This window comes from Exiguobacterium sp. ERU653 (assembly GCF_018617775.1).
Lineage (GTDB): Bacteria > Bacillota > Bacilli > Exiguobacteriales > Exiguobacteriaceae > Exiguobacterium > Exiguobacterium marinum.
The window spans coordinates 1347923-1367626 of the sequence record NZ_JACSKV010000001.1; the positions used below are offsets into that span (position 1 = coordinate 1347923).

General features: G+C 48.6%; 23 protein-coding genes. 10 read left to right on the forward strand and 13 right to left on the reverse strand.

What is annotated here, in order from left to right; translation table 11 throughout:
• Window positions 1-60: 60 nt before the first annotated feature.
• The 5 genes from KNO95_RS06870 to cspD all read right to left on the reverse strand — a co-directional run bounded on the left by KNO95_RS06870 (window position 61) and on the right by cspD (window position 5862).
• Entirely contained in the window at window positions 61-918 is an 858-nt protein-coding gene (locus KNO95_RS06870) for a YitT family protein (RefSeq protein WP_026825414.1), read from the reverse strand.
• Window positions 919-979: 61 nt separating this feature from the next.
• Window positions 980-2080 (reverse strand): peptide chain release factor 2, encoded by a 1101-nt coding sequence (gene prfB, locus KNO95_RS06875; protein WP_026825413.1) that lies wholly within the window; start codon window positions 2078-2080, stop codon window positions 980-982.
• Between the two features lie 54 nt (window positions 2081-2134).
• Window positions 2135-4657, reverse strand: a complete 2523-nt coding sequence (gene secA, locus KNO95_RS06880) for a preprotein translocase subunit SecA (protein ID WP_026825412.1) — start codon at window positions 4655-4657, stop codon at window positions 2135-2137.
• 139 nt (window positions 4658-4796) lie between these two features.
• Window positions 4797-5360: a ribosome hibernation-promoting factor, HPF/YfiA family gene (hpf, locus tag KNO95_RS06885; protein WP_026825411.1), complete on the reverse strand. Its 564-nt coding sequence runs from the start codon at window positions 5358-5360 to the stop codon at window positions 4797-4799.
• 304 nt (window positions 5361-5664) lie between these two features.
• Window positions 5665-5862 carry a cold-shock protein CspD gene (gene cspD / locus KNO95_RS06890; RefSeq protein ID WP_026825410.1) on the reverse strand — a complete coding sequence of 66 codons (198 nt, stop codon included), beginning with the start codon at window positions 5860-5862 and terminating at the stop codon, window positions 5665-5667.
• Window positions 5863-6133: 271 nt separating this feature from the next.
• Between cspD and KNO95_RS06895 the strand changes: the two genes are divergently transcribed.
• The 8 genes from KNO95_RS06895 to KNO95_RS06930 all read left to right on the forward strand — a co-directional run bounded on the left by KNO95_RS06895 (window position 6134) and on the right by KNO95_RS06930 (window position 11924).
• Window positions 6134-6628, forward strand: coding sequence for a competence protein ComK (locus KNO95_RS06895; protein ID WP_026825409.1), 495 nt, complete (start codon window positions 6134-6136; stop codon window positions 6626-6628).
• 73 nt (window positions 6629-6701) lie between these two features.
• Window positions 6702-8423 carry a hypothetical protein gene (locus KNO95_RS06900; protein WP_026825408.1) on the forward strand — a complete coding sequence of 574 codons (1722 nt, stop codon included), beginning with the start codon at window positions 6702-6704 and terminating at the stop codon, window positions 8421-8423.
• A 9-nt stretch (window positions 8424-8432) separates the two neighbouring features.
• Entirely contained in the window at window positions 8433-8723 is a 291-nt protein-coding gene (locus tag KNO95_RS06905) for an EscU/YscU/HrcU family type III secretion system export apparatus switch protein (protein ID WP_026825407.1), read from the forward strand.
• Window positions 8720-9100: a flagellar protein FliS gene (locus KNO95_RS06910; RefSeq protein ID WP_026825406.1), complete on the forward strand. Its 381-nt coding sequence runs from the start codon at window positions 8720-8722 to the stop codon at window positions 9098-9100. The genes KNO95_RS06905 and KNO95_RS06910 overlap by 4 nt, the downstream gene beginning before the upstream one ends.
• Window positions 9084-9986 carry a flagellin N-terminal helical domain-containing protein gene (locus KNO95_RS06915; RefSeq protein ID WP_026825405.1) on the forward strand — a complete coding sequence of 301 codons (903 nt, stop codon included), beginning with the start codon at window positions 9084-9086 and terminating at the stop codon, window positions 9984-9986. The genes KNO95_RS06910 and KNO95_RS06915 overlap by 17 nt, the downstream gene beginning before the upstream one ends.
• Window positions 9987-10011: 25 nt before the next feature.
• Window positions 10012-10455 (forward strand): YaaR family protein, encoded by a 444-nt coding sequence (locus KNO95_RS06920; RefSeq protein ID WP_026825404.1) that lies wholly within the window; start codon window positions 10012-10014, stop codon window positions 10453-10455.
• Window positions 10456-10464: 9 nt separating this feature from the next.
• Window positions 10465-11130, forward strand: coding sequence for a DUF2225 domain-containing protein (locus tag KNO95_RS06925; protein ID WP_026825403.1), 666 nt, complete (start codon window positions 10465-10467; stop codon window positions 11128-11130).
• 293 nt (window positions 11131-11423) lie between these two features.
• A complete protein-coding gene (locus KNO95_RS06930; RefSeq protein ID WP_026825402.1) occupies window positions 11424-11924 on the forward strand; it encodes a DUF1572 family protein in 501 nt (166 codons plus the stop codon).
• A 43-nt stretch (window positions 11925-11967) separates the two neighbouring features.
• Here KNO95_RS06930 and KNO95_RS06935 read toward each other — a convergent pair whose 3' ends face one another.
• The 3 genes from KNO95_RS06935 to KNO95_RS06945 all read right to left on the reverse strand — a co-directional run bounded on the left by KNO95_RS06935 (window position 11968) and on the right by KNO95_RS06945 (window position 13742).
• Window positions 11968-12636 carry a DUF4352 domain-containing protein gene (locus KNO95_RS06935; protein WP_026825401.1) on the reverse strand — a complete coding sequence of 223 codons (669 nt, stop codon included), beginning with the start codon at window positions 12634-12636 and terminating at the stop codon, window positions 11968-11970.
• A 158-nt stretch (window positions 12637-12794) separates the two neighbouring features.
• On the reverse strand, window positions 12795-13421 hold the full coding sequence (locus KNO95_RS06940) for a hypothetical protein (protein WP_026825400.1): 627 nt from the start codon (window positions 13419-13421) through the stop codon (window positions 12795-12797).
• Between the two features lie 135 nt (window positions 13422-13556).
• The gene (locus KNO95_RS06945) at window positions 13557-13742 is read right to left on the reverse strand and encodes a hypothetical protein (RefSeq protein WP_026825399.1); all 186 of its coding nucleotides are present in this window, start codon (window positions 13740-13742) and stop codon (window positions 13557-13559) included.
• Window positions 13743-13901: 159 nt separating this feature from the next.
• Between KNO95_RS06945 and KNO95_RS06950 the strand changes: the two genes are divergently transcribed.
• Entirely contained in the window at window positions 13902-14279 is a 378-nt protein-coding gene (locus KNO95_RS06950; RefSeq protein WP_051545958.1) for a DUF3021 family protein, read from the forward strand.
• Between the two features lie 35 nt (window positions 14280-14314).
• Here the strand turns inward: KNO95_RS06950 and fliT are convergent, their stop codons facing one another.
• From fliT to KNO95_RS06970, 4 genes are read right to left on the reverse strand one after another with little or no spacing between them, the layout of a single operon-like run.
• Window positions 14315-14668 (reverse strand): flagellar protein FliT, encoded by a 354-nt coding sequence (gene fliT / locus KNO95_RS06955; protein ID WP_012726960.1) that lies wholly within the window; start codon window positions 14666-14668, stop codon window positions 14315-14317.
• A complete protein-coding gene (gene fliS, locus KNO95_RS06960) occupies window positions 14665-15039 on the reverse strand; it encodes a flagellar export chaperone FliS (protein ID WP_012726961.1) in 375 nt (124 codons plus the stop codon). Before fliS ends, fliT begins: the two co-directional genes overlap by 4 nt.
• A 14-nt stretch (window positions 15040-15053) precedes the next feature.
• The gene (gene fliD / locus KNO95_RS06965) at window positions 15054-16748 is read right to left on the reverse strand and encodes a flagellar filament capping protein FliD (protein ID WP_214878515.1); all 1695 of its coding nucleotides are present in this window, start codon (window positions 16746-16748) and stop codon (window positions 15054-15056) included.
• 12 nt (window positions 16749-16760) lie between these two features.
• Window positions 16761-17117 carry a flagellar protein FlaG gene (locus KNO95_RS06970; RefSeq protein ID WP_026825397.1) on the reverse strand — a complete coding sequence of 119 codons (357 nt, stop codon included), beginning with the start codon at window positions 17115-17117 and terminating at the stop codon, window positions 16761-16763.
• Window positions 17118-17294: 177 nt separating this feature from the next.
• Between KNO95_RS06970 and KNO95_RS06975 the strand changes: the two genes are divergently transcribed.
• On the forward strand, window positions 17295-18167 hold the full coding sequence (locus tag KNO95_RS06975; RefSeq protein ID WP_051545957.1) for a hypothetical protein: 873 nt from the start codon (window positions 17295-17297) through the stop codon (window positions 18165-18167).
• Between the two features lie 57 nt (window positions 18168-18224).
• On the opposite strand, the gene KNO95_RS06980 is transcribed toward KNO95_RS06975, so the two are convergent.
• Window positions 18225-19469, reverse strand: coding sequence for a flagellin N-terminal helical domain-containing protein (locus KNO95_RS06980; RefSeq protein ID WP_026825396.1), 1245 nt, complete (start codon window positions 19467-19469; stop codon window positions 18225-18227).
• Between the last annotated feature and the right edge of the window lie 235 nt (window positions 19470-19704).

Here is a 19704-nt window from a genome sequence, read left to right on the forward strand (position 1 = left end):
TAGCCTTTCACGTATACTTTCTAACCTAATCTCACGAAAAGTACACAAAGATTCCACAACTTATGGAACGTTGATATAGCGTTTGTCCGACGTGAACCCTTGTCCGAGCACCTCATGTGCCTCACTGAAGACGAGGAACGCATCGGGGTCAATCCGACGAATGATCTCTTTCAGACGACTCACCTCGCTCTGACGGACGACGATCATGAGCATCGGACGATCGAGACGAGAATAAGCCCCGATTGCTTGAATCTCGGTCGCTCCACGATCGAGCTCCTCAAAGACGGCACGGACGATGAAGTCCCGCTTCTCCGAGATGATATAGGCCATCTTGTCCTGCGTGAATCCGAGCTGGACGAAGTCGATCATCTTGACCGTGATGAATAGGGCGATCAGTGCATAAAGTCCGGTCGAGAACGAGAACGTGAGGGCGGCGGTCAAGACGACCATGCCGTCGAGGAGCGCGATACATAAATAAAGCGGGATGTGCGTGAACTTATGTAAGATTTGCGCAATCAAGTCCATTCCACCTGTCGAGGCACGTCCCCGGAAGATGAGTCCTAGCCCGACTCCAACACCGACACCGCCAAATATGGCGGCGAGGAGCGTGTCGTTCACGGCAGCCCCTGCATCGATCGCTTCATAGAAAAGAATGACACCCGGTAAGAAGATGGAGCCGACGAGCGACTTCACCCCGAATCCGAGACCGAGGATGGTCCACCCAATGATGAGAAGTAGTACGTTCGCCACGAGCTGAAATGCCCCCGGTGAAATCCCGAACAGTTCATACGTGATAACCGATATCCCACTCACCCCACCTGACGCCAAATTGTTCGGCAATAGAAATAAGCTGAAGGCCGAGGCGACGAACACCGAACCGGTCAACAAATACAGATAGTCTTTGACGATTTGCTTCATTAAAGAATTTCTCCTTTACACACAACATGGCCCAAAGACAGGTGTCTTTGAGCCACATGCATCACATATTTGTTTTACGAAGGTAAGCATCGATGAACGGCATGACGTCGCCGTCCATGACACCACTTGTATTTCCGACTTCGTGGTTCGTCCGGTGATCTTTGACCATCGAATACGGATGAAAGACGTACGAACGGATTTGGCTACCCCAACCGATATCCGTCTTCTCGCCACGGATTTCGTCGAGTTTGCGTTGCTGCTCGTCGAGTTCACGTTGGTACAATTTCGCTTTCAACATCTTCATCGCCGATTCACGGTTCTTGATTTGTGAGCGTTCGGTCTGACACGAGACAACGACGCCCGTCGGCACGTGCGTAATCCGGACAGCCGAGTCTGTCGTGTTGATGTGCTGTCCACCGGCACCTGACGCGCGGTATGTGTCAACGCGGAGGTCTTCTGTCCGTACTTCGATCTCAATGTCGTCATCGAACTCCGGCATGACGTCACATGAAACGAACGACGTGTGGCGACGACCCGACGAGTCAAACGGAGAGATTCGGACTAAACGGTGAATCCCTTTTTCCGCTTTCAAGTAACCGTAAGCGTTGTGTCCGATGATGCGAAGCGTGACAGATTTGACACCAGCTTCCTCACCCGGAAGGTAATCGACCGTCTCGACTTTCCAGCCTTGTTTATCGGCGAAACGTTGGTACATGCGAAGGAGCATCGATGCCCAGTCTTGTGACTCAGTACCGCCCGCACCCGGGTGCAATTCAAGGATTGCATTGTTCGCATCGTACGGTCCGTTCAAGAGGATTTCGAGTTCGAAGTCATCGAACTCTTTTTTGAGCGCTTGAATCGTTTCTCCGAGCTCTTCTTGCATCTCTGCTTCCGGCTCTTCCTTGATGAGTTCAAGCGTCACTTCGCCGTCCTCATGTTTGCTTGCGAGGTCTTGATATTTGTCGACCATCGCTTTGAGCCCGTTTGACTCATCGATGACTTTCTGTGCCTTCTCTTGGTTGTCCCAAAAGTCAGGGTACGTCATCTCATTCTCGAGTTCGGCGATGCGCGCTTCCTTCTCCGTCAAGTTGAGAGAAGCTCTATAATTTTCAAGGCGCTTCGCCATTGCCTCAAGTTCGTTCCGAATATCTGAAATTTCCATAGTGTGATTCACCTTTCCGTAGGAAAGAGGCGAGCGGACCCGCCTCTTCAATAATTAAGCCTGTTGTCTACCATGACAGTTCTTGAACTTCTTACCAGAGCCACACCAGCACGGATCGTTCCGGCCGATACTCTCTTCTTTCGAACGACGGACCGGTTTTTTCTTGACTGGTGCATCGTCCTTTCCAGAGACGGCAACTTCCTCTTCGACGACTTTCTCACGTCGGAGGTTGTCCCCGACTTCGGCACGAAGCACGAAGCCTGTCACTTCTTCTGAAATCGCCGCGTTCATCGCGTCAAACATGCTAATCCCTTCCGCTTGGTACTCACGGAGCGGATCGTTCTGCCCGTAAGCGCGGAGATGAATCCCTTGACGCAACTGATCCATATGATCGATATGGGACATCCAGTGCGAGTCAACGGCACGGAGTACGATGATTTTTTCGAATTCGTTGAAGCGCTCAGGTGGTGCGAGTTCACGTTTTGCTTCATACTGCTCGTTCACACGTTCCATGAGGAGTTCAACGATTTCTTCCCGTTCTTTTCCGTAGAAGTCTTTGCCTTCGACCGGTTTTTCAAGCGCGAGCGTCTGGTTTGACCAGTGCGCGAGCTCGTCGATGTTCCACTCTTCCGGTACGAGTTCGATCGGCGTATATTGCCCGACTCCGAGTTCGACCGTCTGGGCCATCATCGAACGGACGATATCCGTGACCGACTCGTTCTCGAGAATGCTCGCACGGTCCTTGTACATGACCTTCCGCTGGTCGGCCATGACGTTATCGTAACCGAGAAGCTGTTTACGCGCATCGTAGTTGTTTCCTTCGACGCGTTTCTGAGCCGATTCGACCGCTTTTGAGACCATGCGGCTCTCAATCGGTTGTGTGTCATCCATACCGAGACGTTCCATCATGCTTTGGAGGCTGTCCGTCCCGAAACGACGCATGAGCTCATCTTCGAGTGACAAGTAGAACTGGGATTTACCCGGGTCCCCTTGACGACCTGAACGACCACGGAGCTGATTGTCAATCCGGCGTGACTCGTGACGCTCTGTCCCGATGATGTAGAGACCACCGAGGTCGACGACGCCTTCTCCGAGCTTGATATCCGTACCACGACCGGCCATGTTCGTCGCGATCGTGACCGACCCTTTTTGACCAGCATTCTCGATGATTTCTGCCTCACGCGCGTGGTTTTTCGCATTCAAGACATCGTGACGAATCTTCTTCTTCGTCAAGAGCTTGCTCAAATATTCTGAAGTCTCGACGGCGACCGTACCGACAAGGATCGGTTGTCCTGTCGTGTGAACTGAAGAGATCTCTTCGACGACGGCTTTGAACTTCCCTTCCATCGATTTGAAGATGAGGTCCGACTTATCGTCGCGAAGAATCGGTTTGTTCGTCGGGATCGTCACGACTTGCATGTTGTAGATATTACGAAACTCCTCTTCCTCTGTCTTCGCCGTACCGGTCATCCCGGCAAGCTTCTCATACATACGGAAGTAGTTCTGATACGTGATTGTTGCGAGCGTCATCGATTCGCGTTGAATCTCGACGCCTTCTTTTGCCTCGATCGCTTGGTGAAGACCTTCCGAGTAGCGGCGTCCATCCATAACACGCCCTGTGAACTGGTCGATGATCATGACTTGTCCGTCACGCACCATATAGTCGATATCGTGGTGCATGACCGCATTCGCACGAAGCGCGAGCCCAACATGGTGGTTGACCGCGACGTGTTCGATGGCGAACAGGTTATCGATACCGAAGAACTTCTCGGCGAGGTCGACCCCTTGGTCCGTCAAGAGGACTGATTTCGTCTTCACGTCGACCGTGTAATCCTCTTCTTCTTTCAATGTACGGACAAACGCATCCGCACGTGTGTAGAGCTCGGTCGATTTTTGTGCCGATCCCGAGATGATGAGCGGGGTACGCGCCTCATCGACGAGAATCGAGTCGACTTCATCGACGATCGTATAATAGAGCTCACGTTGAACACGGTCTTCCTTATAAAGGACCATATTGTCACGGAGGTAGTCGAATCCGAGCTCGTTGTTCGTCGAGTACGTGATATCACAATTGTAAGCCGCTTGTTTTTCGACGCGGTCCATGTTCGACACGTTGAGACCGACCGAAAGACCGAGAGCGAAATAGAGCGGTTCCATGAGTTCTTTATCTCGTTTTGCCAAATATTCGTTGACCGTTACGACGTGTACGCCACGGCCCGTGAGCGCATTCAAATAGACAGGAAGTGTCGCGACGAGCGTCTTCCCTTCACCTGTTTTCATTTCGGCGATGTCACCGTTATGGAGCACATAGCCCCCGATAAGTTGGACCGGGTAGTGACGCATCCCGAGCACGCGCTCTGATGCCTCACGACAGACCGCAAACGCCTCTGGCAAGATGTCGTCGAGCGTTTCGCCTTTATCGAGACGGGCTCGGAACTCTTCTGTCTTCGCCTGAAGCTGTTCGTCTGACAATGCTTTGGTTGGTTCGGCGAACGACTCGATCAAGTCGGCCGCTTTCTCTGCTTTTTTCAACACTCGTTTCTGTGGAGCAAATAACTCTTTCAAAAAGTTCGCCATACTCATATCTCCTCTGCATTCACTAAAAAATGCATGTTTTTTCCCTAATGTACAGTTTAACCGAAGTGGTGCCACCTTTCAAGGAAAGGCAAAATGAAACGACCCCCCGAAGCCGGAGGGTCGTGTAAGGTCAAGTTCATTATTCAGGTTCGATCAAGCCGTACTTTCCATCTTTACGACGGTAGACGACGTTCGTGTTGCCCGTTTCTGCGTCAGAGAAGACGAAGAAGCTGTGACCGAGCATGTCCATTTGAAGAATCGCCTCTTCCGTGTCCATCGGTTTCAATGTGAAACGTTTCGTCCGTACGAGTTCGAGTTCTGCCTCGTCCTCATCGTAGACGGCCGATGCATCATCAATTCCTTCGAGGGACTTGAAGTACTCGCCGACGCCACCTTCTTTTCCGCGTCCTTTACGGTTGAGCTTCGTTTTGTGTTTACGGATTTGACGTTCCAATTTATCGACGACGAGGTCGATTGCCGCATACATGTCGAGGTTGATGTCCTCGGCACGGAGCAACAAGTTCGGCATCGGGATCGTCACTTCCACTTTTTGTTTCTCATTATACACTTTCAAGTTGACGTAAGCCGTCTGTGCATCCGTAGGAGTTGTGAAATACCGAGTCAACTTCTCCAGCTTTTTCTCGACATAGTCTTTGATTGCTGGTGTGACCTCAATGTTTTCGCCGCGAATGTTATAAATCATCTGAACTCCTCCTTAAAATAACCGCTTGAACCATTGATTCGTCAAACGAGACGGAATCTCCTGCTTCGTTTCTAAAAAGAAAGTGGAATCAGGTGGCTCATTAATATTATACCCCGAAATCGCTATATTTGAAAACGTTATCATCAGAAAATAATGACAATTTTGTTCCTAATGTAACATTTCCTAGAACGAGCGAAAGGTATAGAAAGAAAATACCCATTCTAGTCATTTTTAAACGCCTTTTTAAATTATATAGACAAAATAAAAAGCCGGTTCCCAAGGGAACCGGCTTCGTGGTTTGAAATTATAATTTTGTAACGTTAGCCGCTTGTGGGCCGCGCTCGCCATCAACGATTTCAAACTCTACTTCTTGACCTTCGTCAAGTGATTTGTAACCTTCAGATTGGATTGCTGAGAAGTGTACGAACACGTCTTTGCCGCCTTCAACTTCGATGAATCCAAAACCTTTTTCTGAGTTAAACCATTTTACTTTACCTACCATGTGTAAATCCATTCCTTTCACCATTGGAGAATACAGAGGTTTGTCCTCTACGGCTAATCTTACCACCTTCTTGGAAGCGTGACAAACAATTTCTCAAATTATTGTAAACGTTTCGTCATTTGGCTTTCATTGGAATTATATTTCCCTACTTTTCATATTGCCTTATTGAATTTACATTTTTTGTGATATATCATTGAAGGGATGATTTAGGTTTGTGCCGTTTGTCTTTAGCCGATCCTGAAAATCTAATACGAGGAGGATGGTGCAGCGTATGCGCTCCTACTATTCTGAGGAAAAATATCGCATCACAAAGCGAACCGTGGCGATTCTCCCTTGCTTTGATATCATGAAGCAGTCACGGATCATTCTCGAGGATGGCACCGAGATTTCAACCCCGCTCCGGCCGTACCAGTTGTTGCAACTATCTTGCCGCCAGTACAACAGCTCGATCGAGGAAAGAATCTTCATCGCCAAACGCGTCGCCGGCGTAAAAGGGAAAGTCCCTGTCGTGATCGAACCGACAACCGGACTCGTCTTCTTCCCGACGAAGTCTCCGAAGCGAGACGATTGTGAATGGTATGCTTGGTCCCATATTCGAGACATACTGAACATCGAGGAAGAGCCAAACGGGCTACTCCTCACAACGAATGGACATCAAATCCAAACGAACGCAACACCGTACGTCCTTCGGAACCAGCTGAAAGCGACAGGCGAACTCGTCGCCCGGTTCCAACAAATGAATGCGGGCCCCGTGCTCGAATCATGACTCACCTTCCGTCGAAAAGACGGAAGGTTTTTTTCTATTGTTCGCTTCATTTTTTTAAAAAGAGGTCGATATTATGGTCGAGGTGACAAACATGCAAATTCAAGCCCAAGCGACCGCTGTCAGTTCGGTCTTACCAGGCATTCAGACGAACCGGACGTATAAGGCCGAACTCGTCAAACAGACCGGCCCCGACTCCGCAATCGTCAAAATCAACGGTGAAGAAGTCGAGGTCACATTCAAAGATGGGCTTCCAAAAACGAACCCGTTCCACGTGACGCTTGCCGAACAGGATGGCATGTTGATGGCAACCGTCATTCCCCAAAAGGAAGAGACGCTTGAATCCGCGCCACCTGCTTCCGCGTCGTCAAAGCTTGACGCGAAGATCCAGACGCTCCTCGCTTCCCTTCCACCGGAAGTGCGAAGCGCGGTCAGTCGACTGCTACAATCCGGACGCTTACCGATGAACGAGGATACGGTGCGCCTTCTCGAAACGGCATTCAAAGGGGACATGCGAGACGTCATCCTTCATTTGAAGACGCTCGACACGCAAGTCCTCCCTCGTGAGATGGCACGGGAGATCGCTGTCCTCTCCTTGAATGAAGCGAGACAACAGCTTACACCACCGGCACAGAACGCCCCGTACCCGCAAAAAGAGCGGTACGTCGAGCTCGTCAACCTATCACGTCCCGTGAGCGAACGCGTCATACCGACACCAGATACGGTCGACCGTACCATCCGCGACCTGCCTGCACCGCCGAAGATGGAGCGTTCTGAACCGATGACGCTCCCTCTCGTCAACGGACGACAGGTCATGGTGAAGGAAGTGACGAGCCATCTCGCGACGGTGACGAACAATTTCCGAAGCGAACAGGCAACGGTGACGAAACAACTCGGACAAGTCGCCGCGTTGATTGAGACGAACCCGCATGCGGCACGCCCTGCCCTCGAGACCGTATCGACCCGTTTGACGCAACTCGTCCAAAAGACGGACGCCCTACTTCATACCGATATCACTCAAGAGAAGCAGCTCGTCACCATGACGGCCAAGCTCGACCTCGCTTTATCTTTACTTGCGACTAAGCCACAAGAAAGTGCGACACTCGTCAAAGAAGTACGGGCGACGTTGAACGACTTCCGATACGCTCCGAACCAAGTGCGCATCGAATATATCCCGCACGGGGCGACACGCGCCGGAGAAATCCCTTCCGTTGCTCCGCTCAAACTCGACTCGACGCTGTCTGGTCGACACGTGCAGGAAGTGACGCAACGCGTCCAGGCCCAACAACTTGCACATACGACCTCTAACGCGCCGGCATCGGCTTTGTCAGTACGAGCGGATACGACGAACCCCGAGGCACAACGACTCGCCTCGTTCTTCCAAGTACAACAGACGCTCAATCGCCTCGATGGTGGTCAGCTCCATCAGCTCTTGTTCGCCCTACCGGCTAAAGTACAAGAGATTGACACCGGCATCCACGTCCATATCCAAAACCGGGAAGCAGGAGACGTCGTCGACTGGGAGAATAGCGTCCTCTACATCCGTTTAGAGACACCGCGCCTCGGAGAAATCGGCGTCAAGCTTGAAGCGAAAGATCGGAACCTCCGACTCACGCTCGAACACGACGATGCGACGGTCGAGCAAATCGCCCGTCCACTTCTTGGAAAGATTGAACAGACGCTCGAGACGATTGGATATAAGAGTGTGACGACCCAGTTCAAACCGCTCACGAAAGCCGAACGTGTCACCGAAGAACCGAAGGTGGCACCGACTACCGGTTATGACTTTAGAATTTAGGAGGTCCCGATGTACCAACGCATGGATTTGACGAAACGAAAGACGGCCGCGGTCGTCCGCTATGACGAGTCGACGGACAAAGCGCCCGTCGTCGTCGCCCGCGGGACCGGTGCCGTCGCGGAAAAGATTTTACAGGAAGCACGTGCCCGAGGCGTGGCGGTCGAGAACGACCATTCCTTGCTCGGACATCTGCTCGACCTTGACTTAGGGGACGCCATCCCACCCCAGCTATATGACGTGATGGCAGAAGTGTTGTTGTTAATAGAAGAACTTGATTCAATCAAAGGAGACCAAAGATGAATTCAACCCAGCTATATGAAATGAGGCCTGAAGAACTGACGCAGGCGATGTTACACGCGCTCGTTTATCATTACAAACGTGCCCAAGACTCGACGATTGCGGAACGGAATCGCCACCTTCGTCAAGCCCGTGAGCTGTTAGTCAAGCTCCATCAAGGACTCCATGATGGCGGTGGGATTATCGCGGCACAACTCGATGAAATTTATCTCTACATGGCGAACGCCAGTGTCGAAGCGATCATCGATCAGGACAAGCAAAAAATCGCCGAACTACATACGCTCGCAAGCGATCTCGATCAAACGTGGAGCGAAGCGATGGAGCGTGCTAAAACCCAACTTGCCCCGACTGGAGGAAACCGCTATGAAAATTACCAATAACGTTCAAGCATTAAAAGCCTATACTTCCCTTTCCCTGAACCAAGCCTCGATGAAAAAGACGATGGATCGTCTCTCGAGTGGGGTTCGGATCAACAAGGCGTCTGACGATGCGGCAGGTCTCGCCATCTCCGAGAAGATGCGAATGCGCCTCGACTCGCTTTCGATGGCAGAACGCAACACGCTCGACAGCATCTCGCTCACACAGACGCTTGAAGGTGGGATGAACGAGACACACGCCCTTCTCCAACGGATGCGAGAACTGTCCGTCCAAGCGGCGAACGGGACGCTCAGTGAGGACGACGCCAAAGCTGTCCAGGAAGAAATCAACGCGTTGACTGCCGAAGTGACGCGAATCGCGGAAACAACCGAATTCAACTCGAAGAAAATCATGAACGGGGAATACAAAGAAGGCAAGAGCACGTTATTCTTCCAAATCGGTGCCGGTAATAACGAGGCCGTCATCTTGAACGTCGAAGACATGCGGGCGCATGCGCTCGACATTACGACGACGTCAGCAGGTGGCGGAGAACTTCCTGCCGTCGATCACGACAATGATCAGGCGACAGCGTCTGAAACATACTACGCGCTGAGCGTGTTGACGCCAGACAAAGCGGGAGAAGCAATCGCGAAATTTGATGCGGCCATCAACAAGGTCTCGCTCGAACGTTCGAAACTTGGGGCCATCCAAAACCGGCTCGAGGCAAACGTCAGCGTCGTCGCCATCGGTTCAGAGAACTTGACGGCGTCTGAGTCACGAATCCGTGATGCCGATATGGCCCGTGAAATGATGGACTTCGCCCGTCTAAACATCTTGAACCAGTCCGGCATGGCAATGATTGCCCAGTCGAACGCATTGCCGCAAGGCGTGTTACAATTATTGAACTAACCTATTAGAAAGGACGGTTGCCCATATGGACATTCGTCGCATCATGGAGACGCAATCGCTCCTCGGCTCAAGTAAGGCAAAACGCCCCGAAGTCGAACCGGGCGTCTCCTTCCAAAACGTAATCGGTCAAAAGCGCGAAGACCGTGAACATGAACGCTTCCAGCGTCAAATCGCCGCGATCCATGAACAAGGAGAACTGCTCGCCGAGAGTCAGACCGTCGAGGCGCTCGCCGAATACAAACAGCTGATTAAAGACTTTATGAAAGAGGCCGTTGACGCGGCACTCCGTCTCGAGGACAAACGCGGATTCAATCGCCGCGGCCGTGCGAAGATTTATAAGGTCGTCGAACAAGTCGACCAAAAACTCCTCGCGCTGACGGATCAGGTCATCTCGGGAGAAGCCTCTCGCCTCTCCCTTCTCGACCAGGTCGGTGAGATTCGAGGACTGCTCGTCAACGTCTATGTGTGAGGTGTCGAAATGGCAGAACATTTGTTTTTGAAGAAAGTCAAATGTCCGTATTGTTTACAGGAAAGTAAGACGAACCGCGTCTTGTCGCGTCACATTCGTCCGCTCGAAGTCGAGAAGGACGGATACACGACGTATGACGGACCGAACCCGTATTTGTACGAACCTTCCGTCTGTGATTACTGTCATCTTGTCTTCCATGACTCGTTCGATAAGGTGCGAAAACACAACCGGGAAGCGCTCGAGACACACTACTTTAATCAAGTAAATGCGGATGTATTGAAAGGTGACCGTACACCTGAACACGTGATTCTCTTGTATAAGTTCGCGGTCATGACGGCCCAATTGAGCGGACAAAAACCGTCTGTCGTCGCCATGCTCGGGATGCGGATCGTATGGATGTACCGATTAATTGAAGATACGGCGTCTGAGAAGGAATGGATGCAGCGAACACTCGATAAATACAATGAGGTGCAGGAAGCGTATACGGACCCGATTCGGACCGGATTACCGTACGACCAACTTATGCTACGGATTGCCGATTTGTCGGCCGCACTCGACTACTACGAAGATGCGCGTCGCTGGTACGGGATTCTTCTCAGCAGTAAGGAAGTATCAGAGCGAATCCGGAATCAGGCCCGCGAGCATTGGGAAGATTTTCGGTTGGAGCATACATAACGAGAAGTGTGGGACTTCGTGTCTCACACTTTTTGCATACAAAAAAATCGCGCTCATCCACTCTCGGACAAACGCAATCGACACCATTGATGGGTGAACCTTCAAACCGAAAAGAGACCACGCGACATGACTCACGTGAAAACCAAAACAAGGCACCCTCATGCCGACTACGCGGTGGCGTCTTGCACGATAAGATTAGTATAACGCTTATTTTATAATATTACTATAGTTTTTGACCGGGATGCATGTCGGGTATAGTCAAAGCAGATACATACGATAAGGAGGAATCTTTCATGTTTGAAACGCAATATCTCGACACCGTACGTGCCACATTCAAAAGTCAGAAACAACTCGCCGAGCGTGCGCTCGTCCAAGTGAGTGACGAGGACCTGCACAAGACTCTTGCACCCGATACGCTCTCCCTCGCCCTGATCATCCAGCACATGGCGAATAACATGAAGTCGCGCTGGACCGATTTTTTGACGACGGATGGTGAGAAGCCGGACCGTAATCGCGACGCCGAGTTCGAGGACCAACAACTGTCCCGGGACGAACTGATGCAGGTGTGGGACGAGCGCTGGCAGCTGTTAGACGACGTCCTAGCCGATCTGACACCAGATGACCTTGGGAAGGACGTGATGATTCGAGGGGAAGCCCATTCCGTGATTGATGCGATCGAGCGACAAGTGTCGCATTACGGGTATCACGTCGGACAGATCGTCTATTTATCGAAGCTATTTGCAGGAAGCGACTGGGACGTCTTGTCGATCCCGCTACCACATCAGCGGAAGTGAGTTCAAAGGAAGCATGCCAACGATGGATTGACATGCTTCTTTTTCATTTCGTGACATCAATCGGATATTCGTAACGGTCTTCCGCGATTGTGTTGAATTGATCGTTATAAGGGCCTTCTACGACAAAACGCACCTCGGTCAATTCTTTTGGCATCGAGTCCACATGAAAGAGTACCCCACCCTCTTTCTTCACTTTACCTAAAAATTCTCCTCCAACGTCCTCTGAAATAATCATATCAGCGTCTACTTGTTCTCCTGTATTCGTGACGAGCCGTGCCTGATTTGGATGAAATGAGACCGTGTCGTCACTCGTATTCTCGACAATTACGTTGAAAGAGACAATGGTCACTTCTTTTTTATCATCGAACATGAAACGAAAATCAGAAGAGACCTGTAATCGGAGTGTTTGTACTTTATCGATTTGGAAAATGATTGGGCCAATCTTTTCTTCAATACCTAGGTTGCGATTCTTCATATAAATCTGGCTGACTCCGATTTCATCCTCTTCTACTTCAAATTCTTCAGAGCCACCAATCCCTTCTGACGTATCTTCACCTTTACTCGATTCACTTCCTTCTGGTGAGGAAGTGGTTTCTTCTTCTGTTGTCTGTTCGGTCTGCTCGGTAGTTTCAGAAGTCGTCGCCTCATCCGTTTCCCCACATCCAATCAGAAATACGAGAGGCAAAACGAATAACCCATGTCGAACCTTCATGACACGTTCCCTCCTATTCGAAAATCTCGTCGGTCAATGACTTATATTGAATATGTACCCATCAAATTAGAAAAAAACATATCATTTATGATAATTCAAACACTTATTTTCCAATGACCATACAAAAAGCGTGCCGATATCTCTCGGCACGCCTATTCTCATTTTGTTACGTTGATGGTGAATTCGTATCGCTCTTCTGCCACTCTCTCAAACGCTTCGTTCGAAGGTCCACTCGTGAAAAATTTTACTTCAGTCAACTCTTCTGGTTTTGCTTTGACGAAGAAGAGAACATTGCCTTCCTTCTTCACCTTCCCTAAAAATTCTCCACCGACGTCATCCGAGAAAAAGAGGTCTGCCTCGACCTGCTCTCCGGTGTTTGTGACAATCGTACCTTGATCCGGGTAAAAACTAATCGCGTCGTCGACAGTATTCTCTGCAATCACATTCATGGCGACCACCGTCACTTCTTCAGCTCCATCAAATGAATCACGATACACCTCATTCACCTGCAAGCGTGACGTCTGTACCTTGTCGATTGCGAACTGAATCGGTCCCATCGTCTCCGTGATCGTAAGTGCCTTATTCTTCATGTAGATCTTGTTCGTGCCGAGTTCACTTTCTTGGACGTCCGTCTCTTCAGCGGTCTTTTCTTCAGACGCACTCGCTTCCGCCTCTGCCACTTCTTCCGTGTCCGTCGCTGTCGTCTTCAGTTCATCTGCTTCCCCACATCCGACGAGTAGTGTGAGCGGTACCGCCACCAGTAAGCCAAATCGTTTCATGTTCATCTTCATCTCTCCCTTTCCAAAATCCAAGTGTTGTGGTTAAGAAGAATATAACGAATTGGCAAGCAACACCGATGTAAGAAAAAGTTCCAGGCAAAATAAAAGTCAAGGTCCAAAATCGAACCTTGACACATATACTTATCCTCTTGATTTCAGCTCTTCTTCCTCATATGGGTCGGGACGCTCCTCGATTGGCATGTCATCCTCGACGTATGCCTCGAGCTTCGGGTCACGCTCCACATACTCATCGTACGCTCCCTCTGGACCATAGACGAAATAACGGCGTTTCCGTGACGATACCGGTTTGGACTCTTTCTCACGCATCTCGTTTCCCTCCTCTTTCCAGAAAAGAAGCAACGGCTACATTGATATTTACCCGATTATAGCGGAAAACAGACGTCATTTCATCCTCGCTTTTTATCCGAAACCTTTTTGCATGATGTTCGTATATATCCATAACGATTCAATGAAGGGATGGTACATATGCAATTATTAAAGAAAGGGTTCGTACGGAGCCTCTTATGGTCGCTTCCGTTCGCGATCCTCGCGCTCTACCAAGGATGGTCAGGAAATATGGACGGCGTACACGGAATGCTTGTCTACGCAGGAGTCGCTTTCTTTCTCGGGCTCACAAGTGTCATTTACGAAGTCCCGCAGTGGTCGTTCAAAAAGCAAATTTTCATTCACTGGAGCGTCATGCACGTGACGATCCTACCACTCCTTTGGTTCGGTGGAGCTACACCAGTCACGTCGCTTCAAGATGCTACACGTCTCTACTTAAACTTTACGGTAAGTGGTCTCATCTTGTTTACCGCTTCTTATTTCATCATTCGGATGCGACGCCAAGTCAAAGCCTCTTAACACAAAAGCTCGAAGGCGCATGCCTTCGAGCTTTGTTATGTCTGTTGGTCGAATAGACCGGAAAAGTTGGAATCCACGTCTTCATATGGATCGACGTACGACTTGACCGTCTTCCGTTCCATCCGGGCCGTCCCGAGCGTCATCCCGAGACGCTGATGTTCGGCTTCAATGAGACGGGCAATCTTTTGACTGTCGTCAACGAGCTGCCGAAGGACCGTCTGATCGGCTTTTTCCAAGTCAGGACCGTGCGCCGCGAGCAATTGTTCCCGGTCGTCCAAGAGCTCATGGATTTGTTCCATCCACGTGTCATACGTCGGCTCTTCTGGGACTTTCGCCAGCAACTCTTTTAAGCGCTGTGTCTTTAAGATAATCTCATCGATTGGTCTCATGACTGCTTCGCGAGTTTCATCGCTTCCTTCCACGTGTCACGGAGTTCCGTCGTGAAGTCGAGCACTTCGTCGAGAATGGTCGTGTCGTTCTTGACGTTCGCATCGACGAGACGACGCCACATGTAGTCATAGAGCGAGTCTAAATTCGCTGAAATAGCGATGTCTTTATTGAGTGTGAGACGAAGCTCTTGGAAGATGGCTTGCGTCTTTTGGATGTTGATGTTCTTTAAATCAGGATTGCCCTGGTCGATCGCAAGCTTGGCGAGGCGCATGAACTTGAGCGCCCCGTCATAAAGCATAAGCGTCAGTTCCTGTGGGTTCGCGGTCGTGACCGCATTGTTTTGATAAGCTGCATATGGATTAGCCACCATTTAAATTCCTCCTCTTACATTCCGCCGCCTAAAAACTGTTGAAGTGAAGCGGCTTGCGAGTTCGCCTGGTTCATCGCCGTTTCCATCGCCGCGAAGCGACGGTAGTAGGCGTTTTCTTTATCGATGAGTAAATCGTTCAGTCGCTGGATTCGCGTATCCATCTGTGTCATTTCGCGACCCATTGAATACGTCGGAGCACCAGCCCCGTCCGCACCGGCGATTCGCGTAATCGTCTCACGTGAGTCTTTTGCGGCGTCGCGGATTTGAGGAAGAAGTCCCGTCTCTTCATCCGTGAAGAGCTTGTACACTTGTTCCGGGTCTTTCTCGATGGCTGCTTTTAACTTCTCTTCATTCAGCTCAATCTTTCCACCGTTCGTGAAGTCTGAACCGGTCGAGAGCCCAATCTGGAACAAGCGAGACATGTCTAAATCATTCGTAGTAGATGTTGCGCCCGACCATTTGCTACGAAGCGTGTCCATCGTCCCACGAAGAATCGTGTCGCCACGGAGCATCCCGCTCATCGCTTTCTCTTCCCACTTCTTGATCTCATCTTCAGACAACTCATCACGCTGTGCCTGCGTGAGCGGTGCGAATGAACGGAAACGCTCTTCGCGTGTCTTCTTGTTCATGAGATCAATCGTCTCATTGTATTTATCGACGAAACCTTTGATGTTGTCAAAGATTTTTTGGGTGTCGGTAGCGGCCGATAGTGTGACGGGTCCTCCTGTTTCGAGGAAAGATGATTTCAGTGTCAACGTCATATTGTCAATCGTCGTCGTGTTCGAAGCACGTTCGACTTCAATCCCATTCACTTTAAACTTCGCATTTTGTCCAGTCGGAACAACCGTCCCCATACTAAAGGCAGATTTGAAGTTGGTGTCAAATTGAATAGTAGAAGTTGCCCCGGTCTCTTTCGTCGACAAAGAGATTTTTCCGGTAGACGATTCAAAGAAAGCAGAGAGTCCTGTCTCTTTACTATTTAACTGACTCATCAAATCTTGTACCGTTGCGTCCGCACCTAATTCAATCTTTTGATACGTCCCGGCTGTACTAGATTTGTACTGAATTTCAAAGCCAGTCCCAGAGGAGAACGAAGCAGAAACATCTTTTGGAATAACTCCACCAGGATAGTTCGTTGTATTGGTAGCGGTGACTTTTCCAGTCGTCGCGTCATACGCGAAGTCAGCAGCATTTAAAACATTTCCTGCAGCATCTTTTAAGACGACTGTCGAAAAGTCCAAATCTTTCGGAATCGTTAACTCGGTTCCAGCCGTCTCTTGAATGACACGCTTTTGTCCGGCAACAAATCCATTCATGTCTGATAATTTTGTTGTACTCGTCAACTTTTGTCCGTTACGATCGACAGCATCTAAAATAGTCGTCGCCGAACTGGCCAACTGTGTAACCGAGTCGATCCGAACCGCGCTATTTCCACTTGAAGGTCCGGCAGTCACGCTGATTTTCGACTCATCCGACGAGCTAGACGTCTTCGCATAGAAGTTTCGGCTGAACATCAAGTCGACCGCGCTATTTCGTAACGTCATGAGTGAGCGGTTGATTTCGCGATATGCATCGCGCTTCCATTCTGTCGTTTGTTTTTTCTGTTCAAGTTTATCAACCGGCGCACGTTCAGCCTGCATCAATTGCTTAATAATCGTATCCGTATCGATTCCACTGGCGAGTCCGCCAAATCGGATAGGTGTCGTCATGAAAATCCTCCTTTATACCCGTTCGTCAAAGAGATGATTGAACTCCATGAACGCTGCAAAGAAATCGAGGGATTTTTTGCTTGGGATTTCGCGGATCACTTCGTTGTTCGTATCCACGATTTGAATATAGTAGTCGTTCAATTTTTCATGCTTCATAAATTTTAAGCCTGTACGCTGTTGTTCCAGTATTTGATTCGCCTTCTCGACGGCCGCCTCTAGCTTGGTAACGTGTTGAGGCGTCGGAAGAATGACGATGCCTTCGTCGGCGAGTTTCGCTTGATTCGCTTCGACGAACACGTTTTTCGTTTGTTCATACGGCAAGACGGAAGAAGGTAGGTGAAGCCGGACTTCTGAAATGGTCGGGTTCATGTTGGTCTACTCCTTATTTGTTCTTCTCTATCTTAATATCGGCAAGTTAGGAAAGAAGTTCAATGGAAACTTGTTCAATGATTGTTCATAATTATTTTCTTTTGAATTGAAATTCGATTATTTAAATTGGGTATTTAATATAAGAACGTACATTCCCTTAAGAGAGGATAAAAAGCGATGAAATGGGAAGAATTGACGACTTTTGAGAAGAGTTTATTAATGGGGACTTTATTGGGAGATGGACACATCGGAATTTCTAAAAAGAAATATCCAAATGCGAATTTAAGATATGGAGAACATTTTTCAATCAAGCAACTCGAATATCGTGAATGGAAATTAAACAGCGCTCCACGAATTTTTTCGAGTATCATCAAAAACAATAACGGAACAAGCGCTTCTCTCACCTCACGTTTTGATGAACTTTTCACTTGGCTTCGAGCAGAACTTTATATCGGAGGTAAGAAAAGCATCCCCCTTCATTTACTTGAAGAATGTACGGATCCAGTTTTTTTACTAGCACTCTATTTAGATGATGGCAGTCTGTGTGTCACGCGCTCAACCCGTTCAAAAAAGCAACAAATGATTTTAACTCCTCATATCGCACTCTACTTGCAAGCATTTCATCCTTCTGAATTAAATTACTTAAGTCAATTCATCGAAAAAACATTTGGACATCGTTTTGTGCTAAGTCGAAGAAATGATGGTCACAATTTCATTCTCCGTATTCAAAAGACGGAAGTTGCTCTAAAATTCTTAGACTTTACTGCTTCATACAGTGAGAAAATACCTTCTATGGCATGGAAGCTAGATTGGGAACATCGCTTGCAGTTGGAGAAAGAAGCGAATCCAGATATGATTGTCATCACATCAAAACCTAAAAACGATTATTCGGAGGAAGAAATCGAACTGATTGTGACTTCAAAATTAAAAGGAATTTCAGATCAAGAAATTGCAGATATACTAGGACGTAGCTATTGGTCTGTCGTATACAAGTGGCAAGATATTAAGAAGAACCGATTAAAAGAAGAACAAGTTGTGTATGTAAGTTAAAAAACACCCGCGTTCCCTTCCAGGATGCGGGTGTTAAAAATCATATTATAGAGCCGATTAACGAAGCAATTGAAGAACCGCTTGCGGTTGCTGATTCGATTGCGCCATCATAGCCTGTGCAGCTTGGTTAAGGATGTTGTTCTTCGTAAAGTTCATCATCTCTTTTGCCATGTCTACATCACGTACACGTGATTCAGCAGCTTGAAGGTTTTCAGCAGAAGTACTCAAGTTGTTAATTGTGTGCTCAAGACGGTTCTGTACCGAACCAAGTTTTGAACGTTCAACCGAAACTTTTTGTATAGCTTGATCAATTACTTTAACTGCTGTTTCAGCTTGTGACTGTGTACCAACTTGTAAATCTTTAACACCAAGTGTAGATGCACGCATATCAGAAATTGAAAGGTTGATTGTTTGACCATTGTTTGCACCGATATGGAATGTAGCTGATCCATCGTTACGAACATCTTTCGCTTCAGTGCCTACTTCAAAGTTTGAAAGGGCATTTGAAGCTGCTTCTTTACGTTCGCCAGTTGCAGATTTAACCTCGATTGCAAAGCCATTGATTTGCCCAACAGATCCACCAGTTGCAGCCGTAATTGTAGTTGCACCTGATGCCGTAGCTGCAGTTGTCACAGTTGCATTTCCTGCAATAGCAGTATTGATCGCTGCCATTGTATCAACAGCTGCATCTGCAATTGTAAAGGTAGCTGTTTGTTGAGTTCCGTTAACAGACCATGAGGCCGTAATTACGTCACCAGTTTGTAACCCAAGGTTATTTCCAGCTTTGTCTGTAAGTACGTTTAAGACTGTACCGTCAGCCGCTGCAGCGTCAAGACCACTATTATTCACAATTGTACCTGTTGCAGTTGCCTGTGCAGATCCCATTGCTCCATTTAAAAGTTTTTTAGTGTTGAATTCAGTTTGGTTAGCAATACGATCAACTTCAGTTCCAAGTTGTTTCATTTCATCTTGGATGTTAGAACGGTCTTGAGTTGTGTTTGTATCGTTCGCTGATTGAACTGAGAGTTCACGCATGCGTTGAAGAATTGAATGTGTTTCGTTCAATGCACCTTCACCTGTTTGAATAAGTGAAATTCCATCTTGTGAGTTACGCGTTGCCTGATCTAAACCGCGAATTTGCCCGCGCATTTTCTCAGAGATTGCAAGACCAGCTGCGTCATCTCCAGCACGGTTGATACGAAGACCTGAAGACAATTTCTCCATCGCTTTGCCTGTTTGTGCTGTATTGAATGACATGTTACGGTGTGCGTTCATTGAGTTAAGGTTGTGGTTAATAATCATTGTAATTTCCCTCCATAGGTTTGAGTTTTTCCGCTCTTCCAAATCCATTTGTCCGAGCATGCAAGGTTTAGGCCGGCCCCTCACCTTACATTTTTTTGGAACGTTTTATCGTTTCCATACTCTATATCGGAGTGCGTTCCTATCTGTTTAGTCTTTTTCGAAAAAAGTTACACGTTTTGAATAGAAATCTTCAAATTGCATAAAAATAGCCCACTCTCGTCGGCTTTTGATGACC

Bases quoted from the DNA above. Each gene is read 5' to 3' on its own strand.
- KNO95_RS06975 (WP_051545957.1), top strand. From the start codon at position 17,295: ATGAAATGGGAAGAATTGACGACTTTTGAGAAGAGTTTATTAATGGGG.
- prfB (WP_026825413.1), bottom strand. From the start codon at position 2,080: ATGGAAATTTCAGATATTCGGAACGAACTTGAGGCAATGGCGAAGCGC.
- cspD (WP_026825410.1), bottom strand. From the start codon at position 5,862: ATGGTAGGTAAAGTAAAATGGTTTAACTCAGAAAAAGGTTTTGGATTC.
- KNO95_RS06940 (WP_026825400.1), bottom strand. From the start codon at position 13,421: ATGAACATGAAACGATTTGGCTTACTGGTGGCGGTACCGCTCACACTA.
- KNO95_RS06980 (WP_026825396.1), bottom strand. From the start codon at position 19,469: ATGATTATTAACCACAACCTTAACTCAATGAACGCACACCGTAACATG.
- KNO95_RS06905 (WP_026825407.1), top strand. From the start codon at position 8,433: ATGTACCAACGCATGGATTTGACGAAACGAAAGACGGCCGCGGTCGTC.
- fliS (WP_012726961.1), bottom strand. From the start codon at position 15,039: ATGGTGGCTAATCCATATGCAGCTTATCAAAACAATGCGGTCACGACC.
- KNO95_RS06920 (WP_026825404.1), top strand. From the start codon at position 10,012: ATGGACATTCGTCGCATCATGGAGACGCAATCGCTCCTCGGCTCAAGT.
- KNO95_RS06915 (WP_026825405.1), top strand. From the start codon at position 9,084: ATGAAAATTACCAATAACGTTCAAGCATTAAAAGCCTATACTTCCCTT.
- KNO95_RS06870 (WP_026825414.1), bottom strand. From the start codon at position 918: ATGAAGCAAATCGTCAAAGACTATCTGTATTTGTTGACCGGTTCGGTG.
- secA (WP_026825412.1), bottom strand. From the start codon at position 4,657: ATGGCGAACTTTTTGAAAGAGTTATTTGCTCCACAGAAACGAGTGTTG.
- hpf (WP_026825411.1), bottom strand. From the start codon at position 5,360: ATGATTTATAACATTCGCGGCGAAAACATTGAGGTCACACCAGCAATC.
- KNO95_RS06910 (WP_026825406.1), top strand. From the start codon at position 8,720: ATGAATTCAACCCAGCTATATGAAATGAGGCCTGAAGAACTGACGCAG.
- KNO95_RS06935 (WP_026825401.1), bottom strand. From the start codon at position 12,636: ATGAAGGTTCGACATGGGTTATTCGTTTTGCCTCTCGTATTTCTGATT.
- KNO95_RS06970 (WP_026825397.1), bottom strand. From the start codon at position 17,117: ATGAACCCGACCATTTCAGAAGTCCGGCTTCACCTACCTTCTTCCGTC.
- KNO95_RS06925 (WP_026825403.1), top strand. From the start codon at position 10,465: ATGGCAGAACATTTGTTTTTGAAGAAAGTCAAATGTCCGTATTGTTTA.
- KNO95_RS06945 (WP_026825399.1), bottom strand. From the start codon at position 13,742: ATGCGTGAGAAAGAGTCCAAACCGGTATCGTCACGGAAACGCCGTTAT.
- KNO95_RS06930 (WP_026825402.1), top strand. From the start codon at position 11,424: ATGTTTGAAACGCAATATCTCGACACCGTACGTGCCACATTCAAAAGT.
- KNO95_RS06900 (WP_026825408.1), top strand. From the start codon at position 6,702: ATGGTCGAGGTGACAAACATGCAAATTCAAGCCCAAGCGACCGCTGTC.
- fliT (WP_012726960.1), bottom strand. From the start codon at position 14,668: ATGAGACCAATCGATGAGATTATCTTAAAGACACAGCGCTTAAAAGAG.
- fliD (WP_214878515.1), bottom strand. From the start codon at position 16,748: ATGACGACACCTATCCGATTTGGCGGACTCGCCAGTGGAATCGATACG.
- KNO95_RS06895 (WP_026825409.1), top strand. From the start codon at position 6,134: ATGCGCTCCTACTATTCTGAGGAAAAATATCGCATCACAAAGCGAACC.
- KNO95_RS06950 (WP_051545958.1), top strand. From the start codon at position 13,902: ATGCAATTATTAAAGAAAGGGTTCGTACGGAGCCTCTTATGGTCGCTT.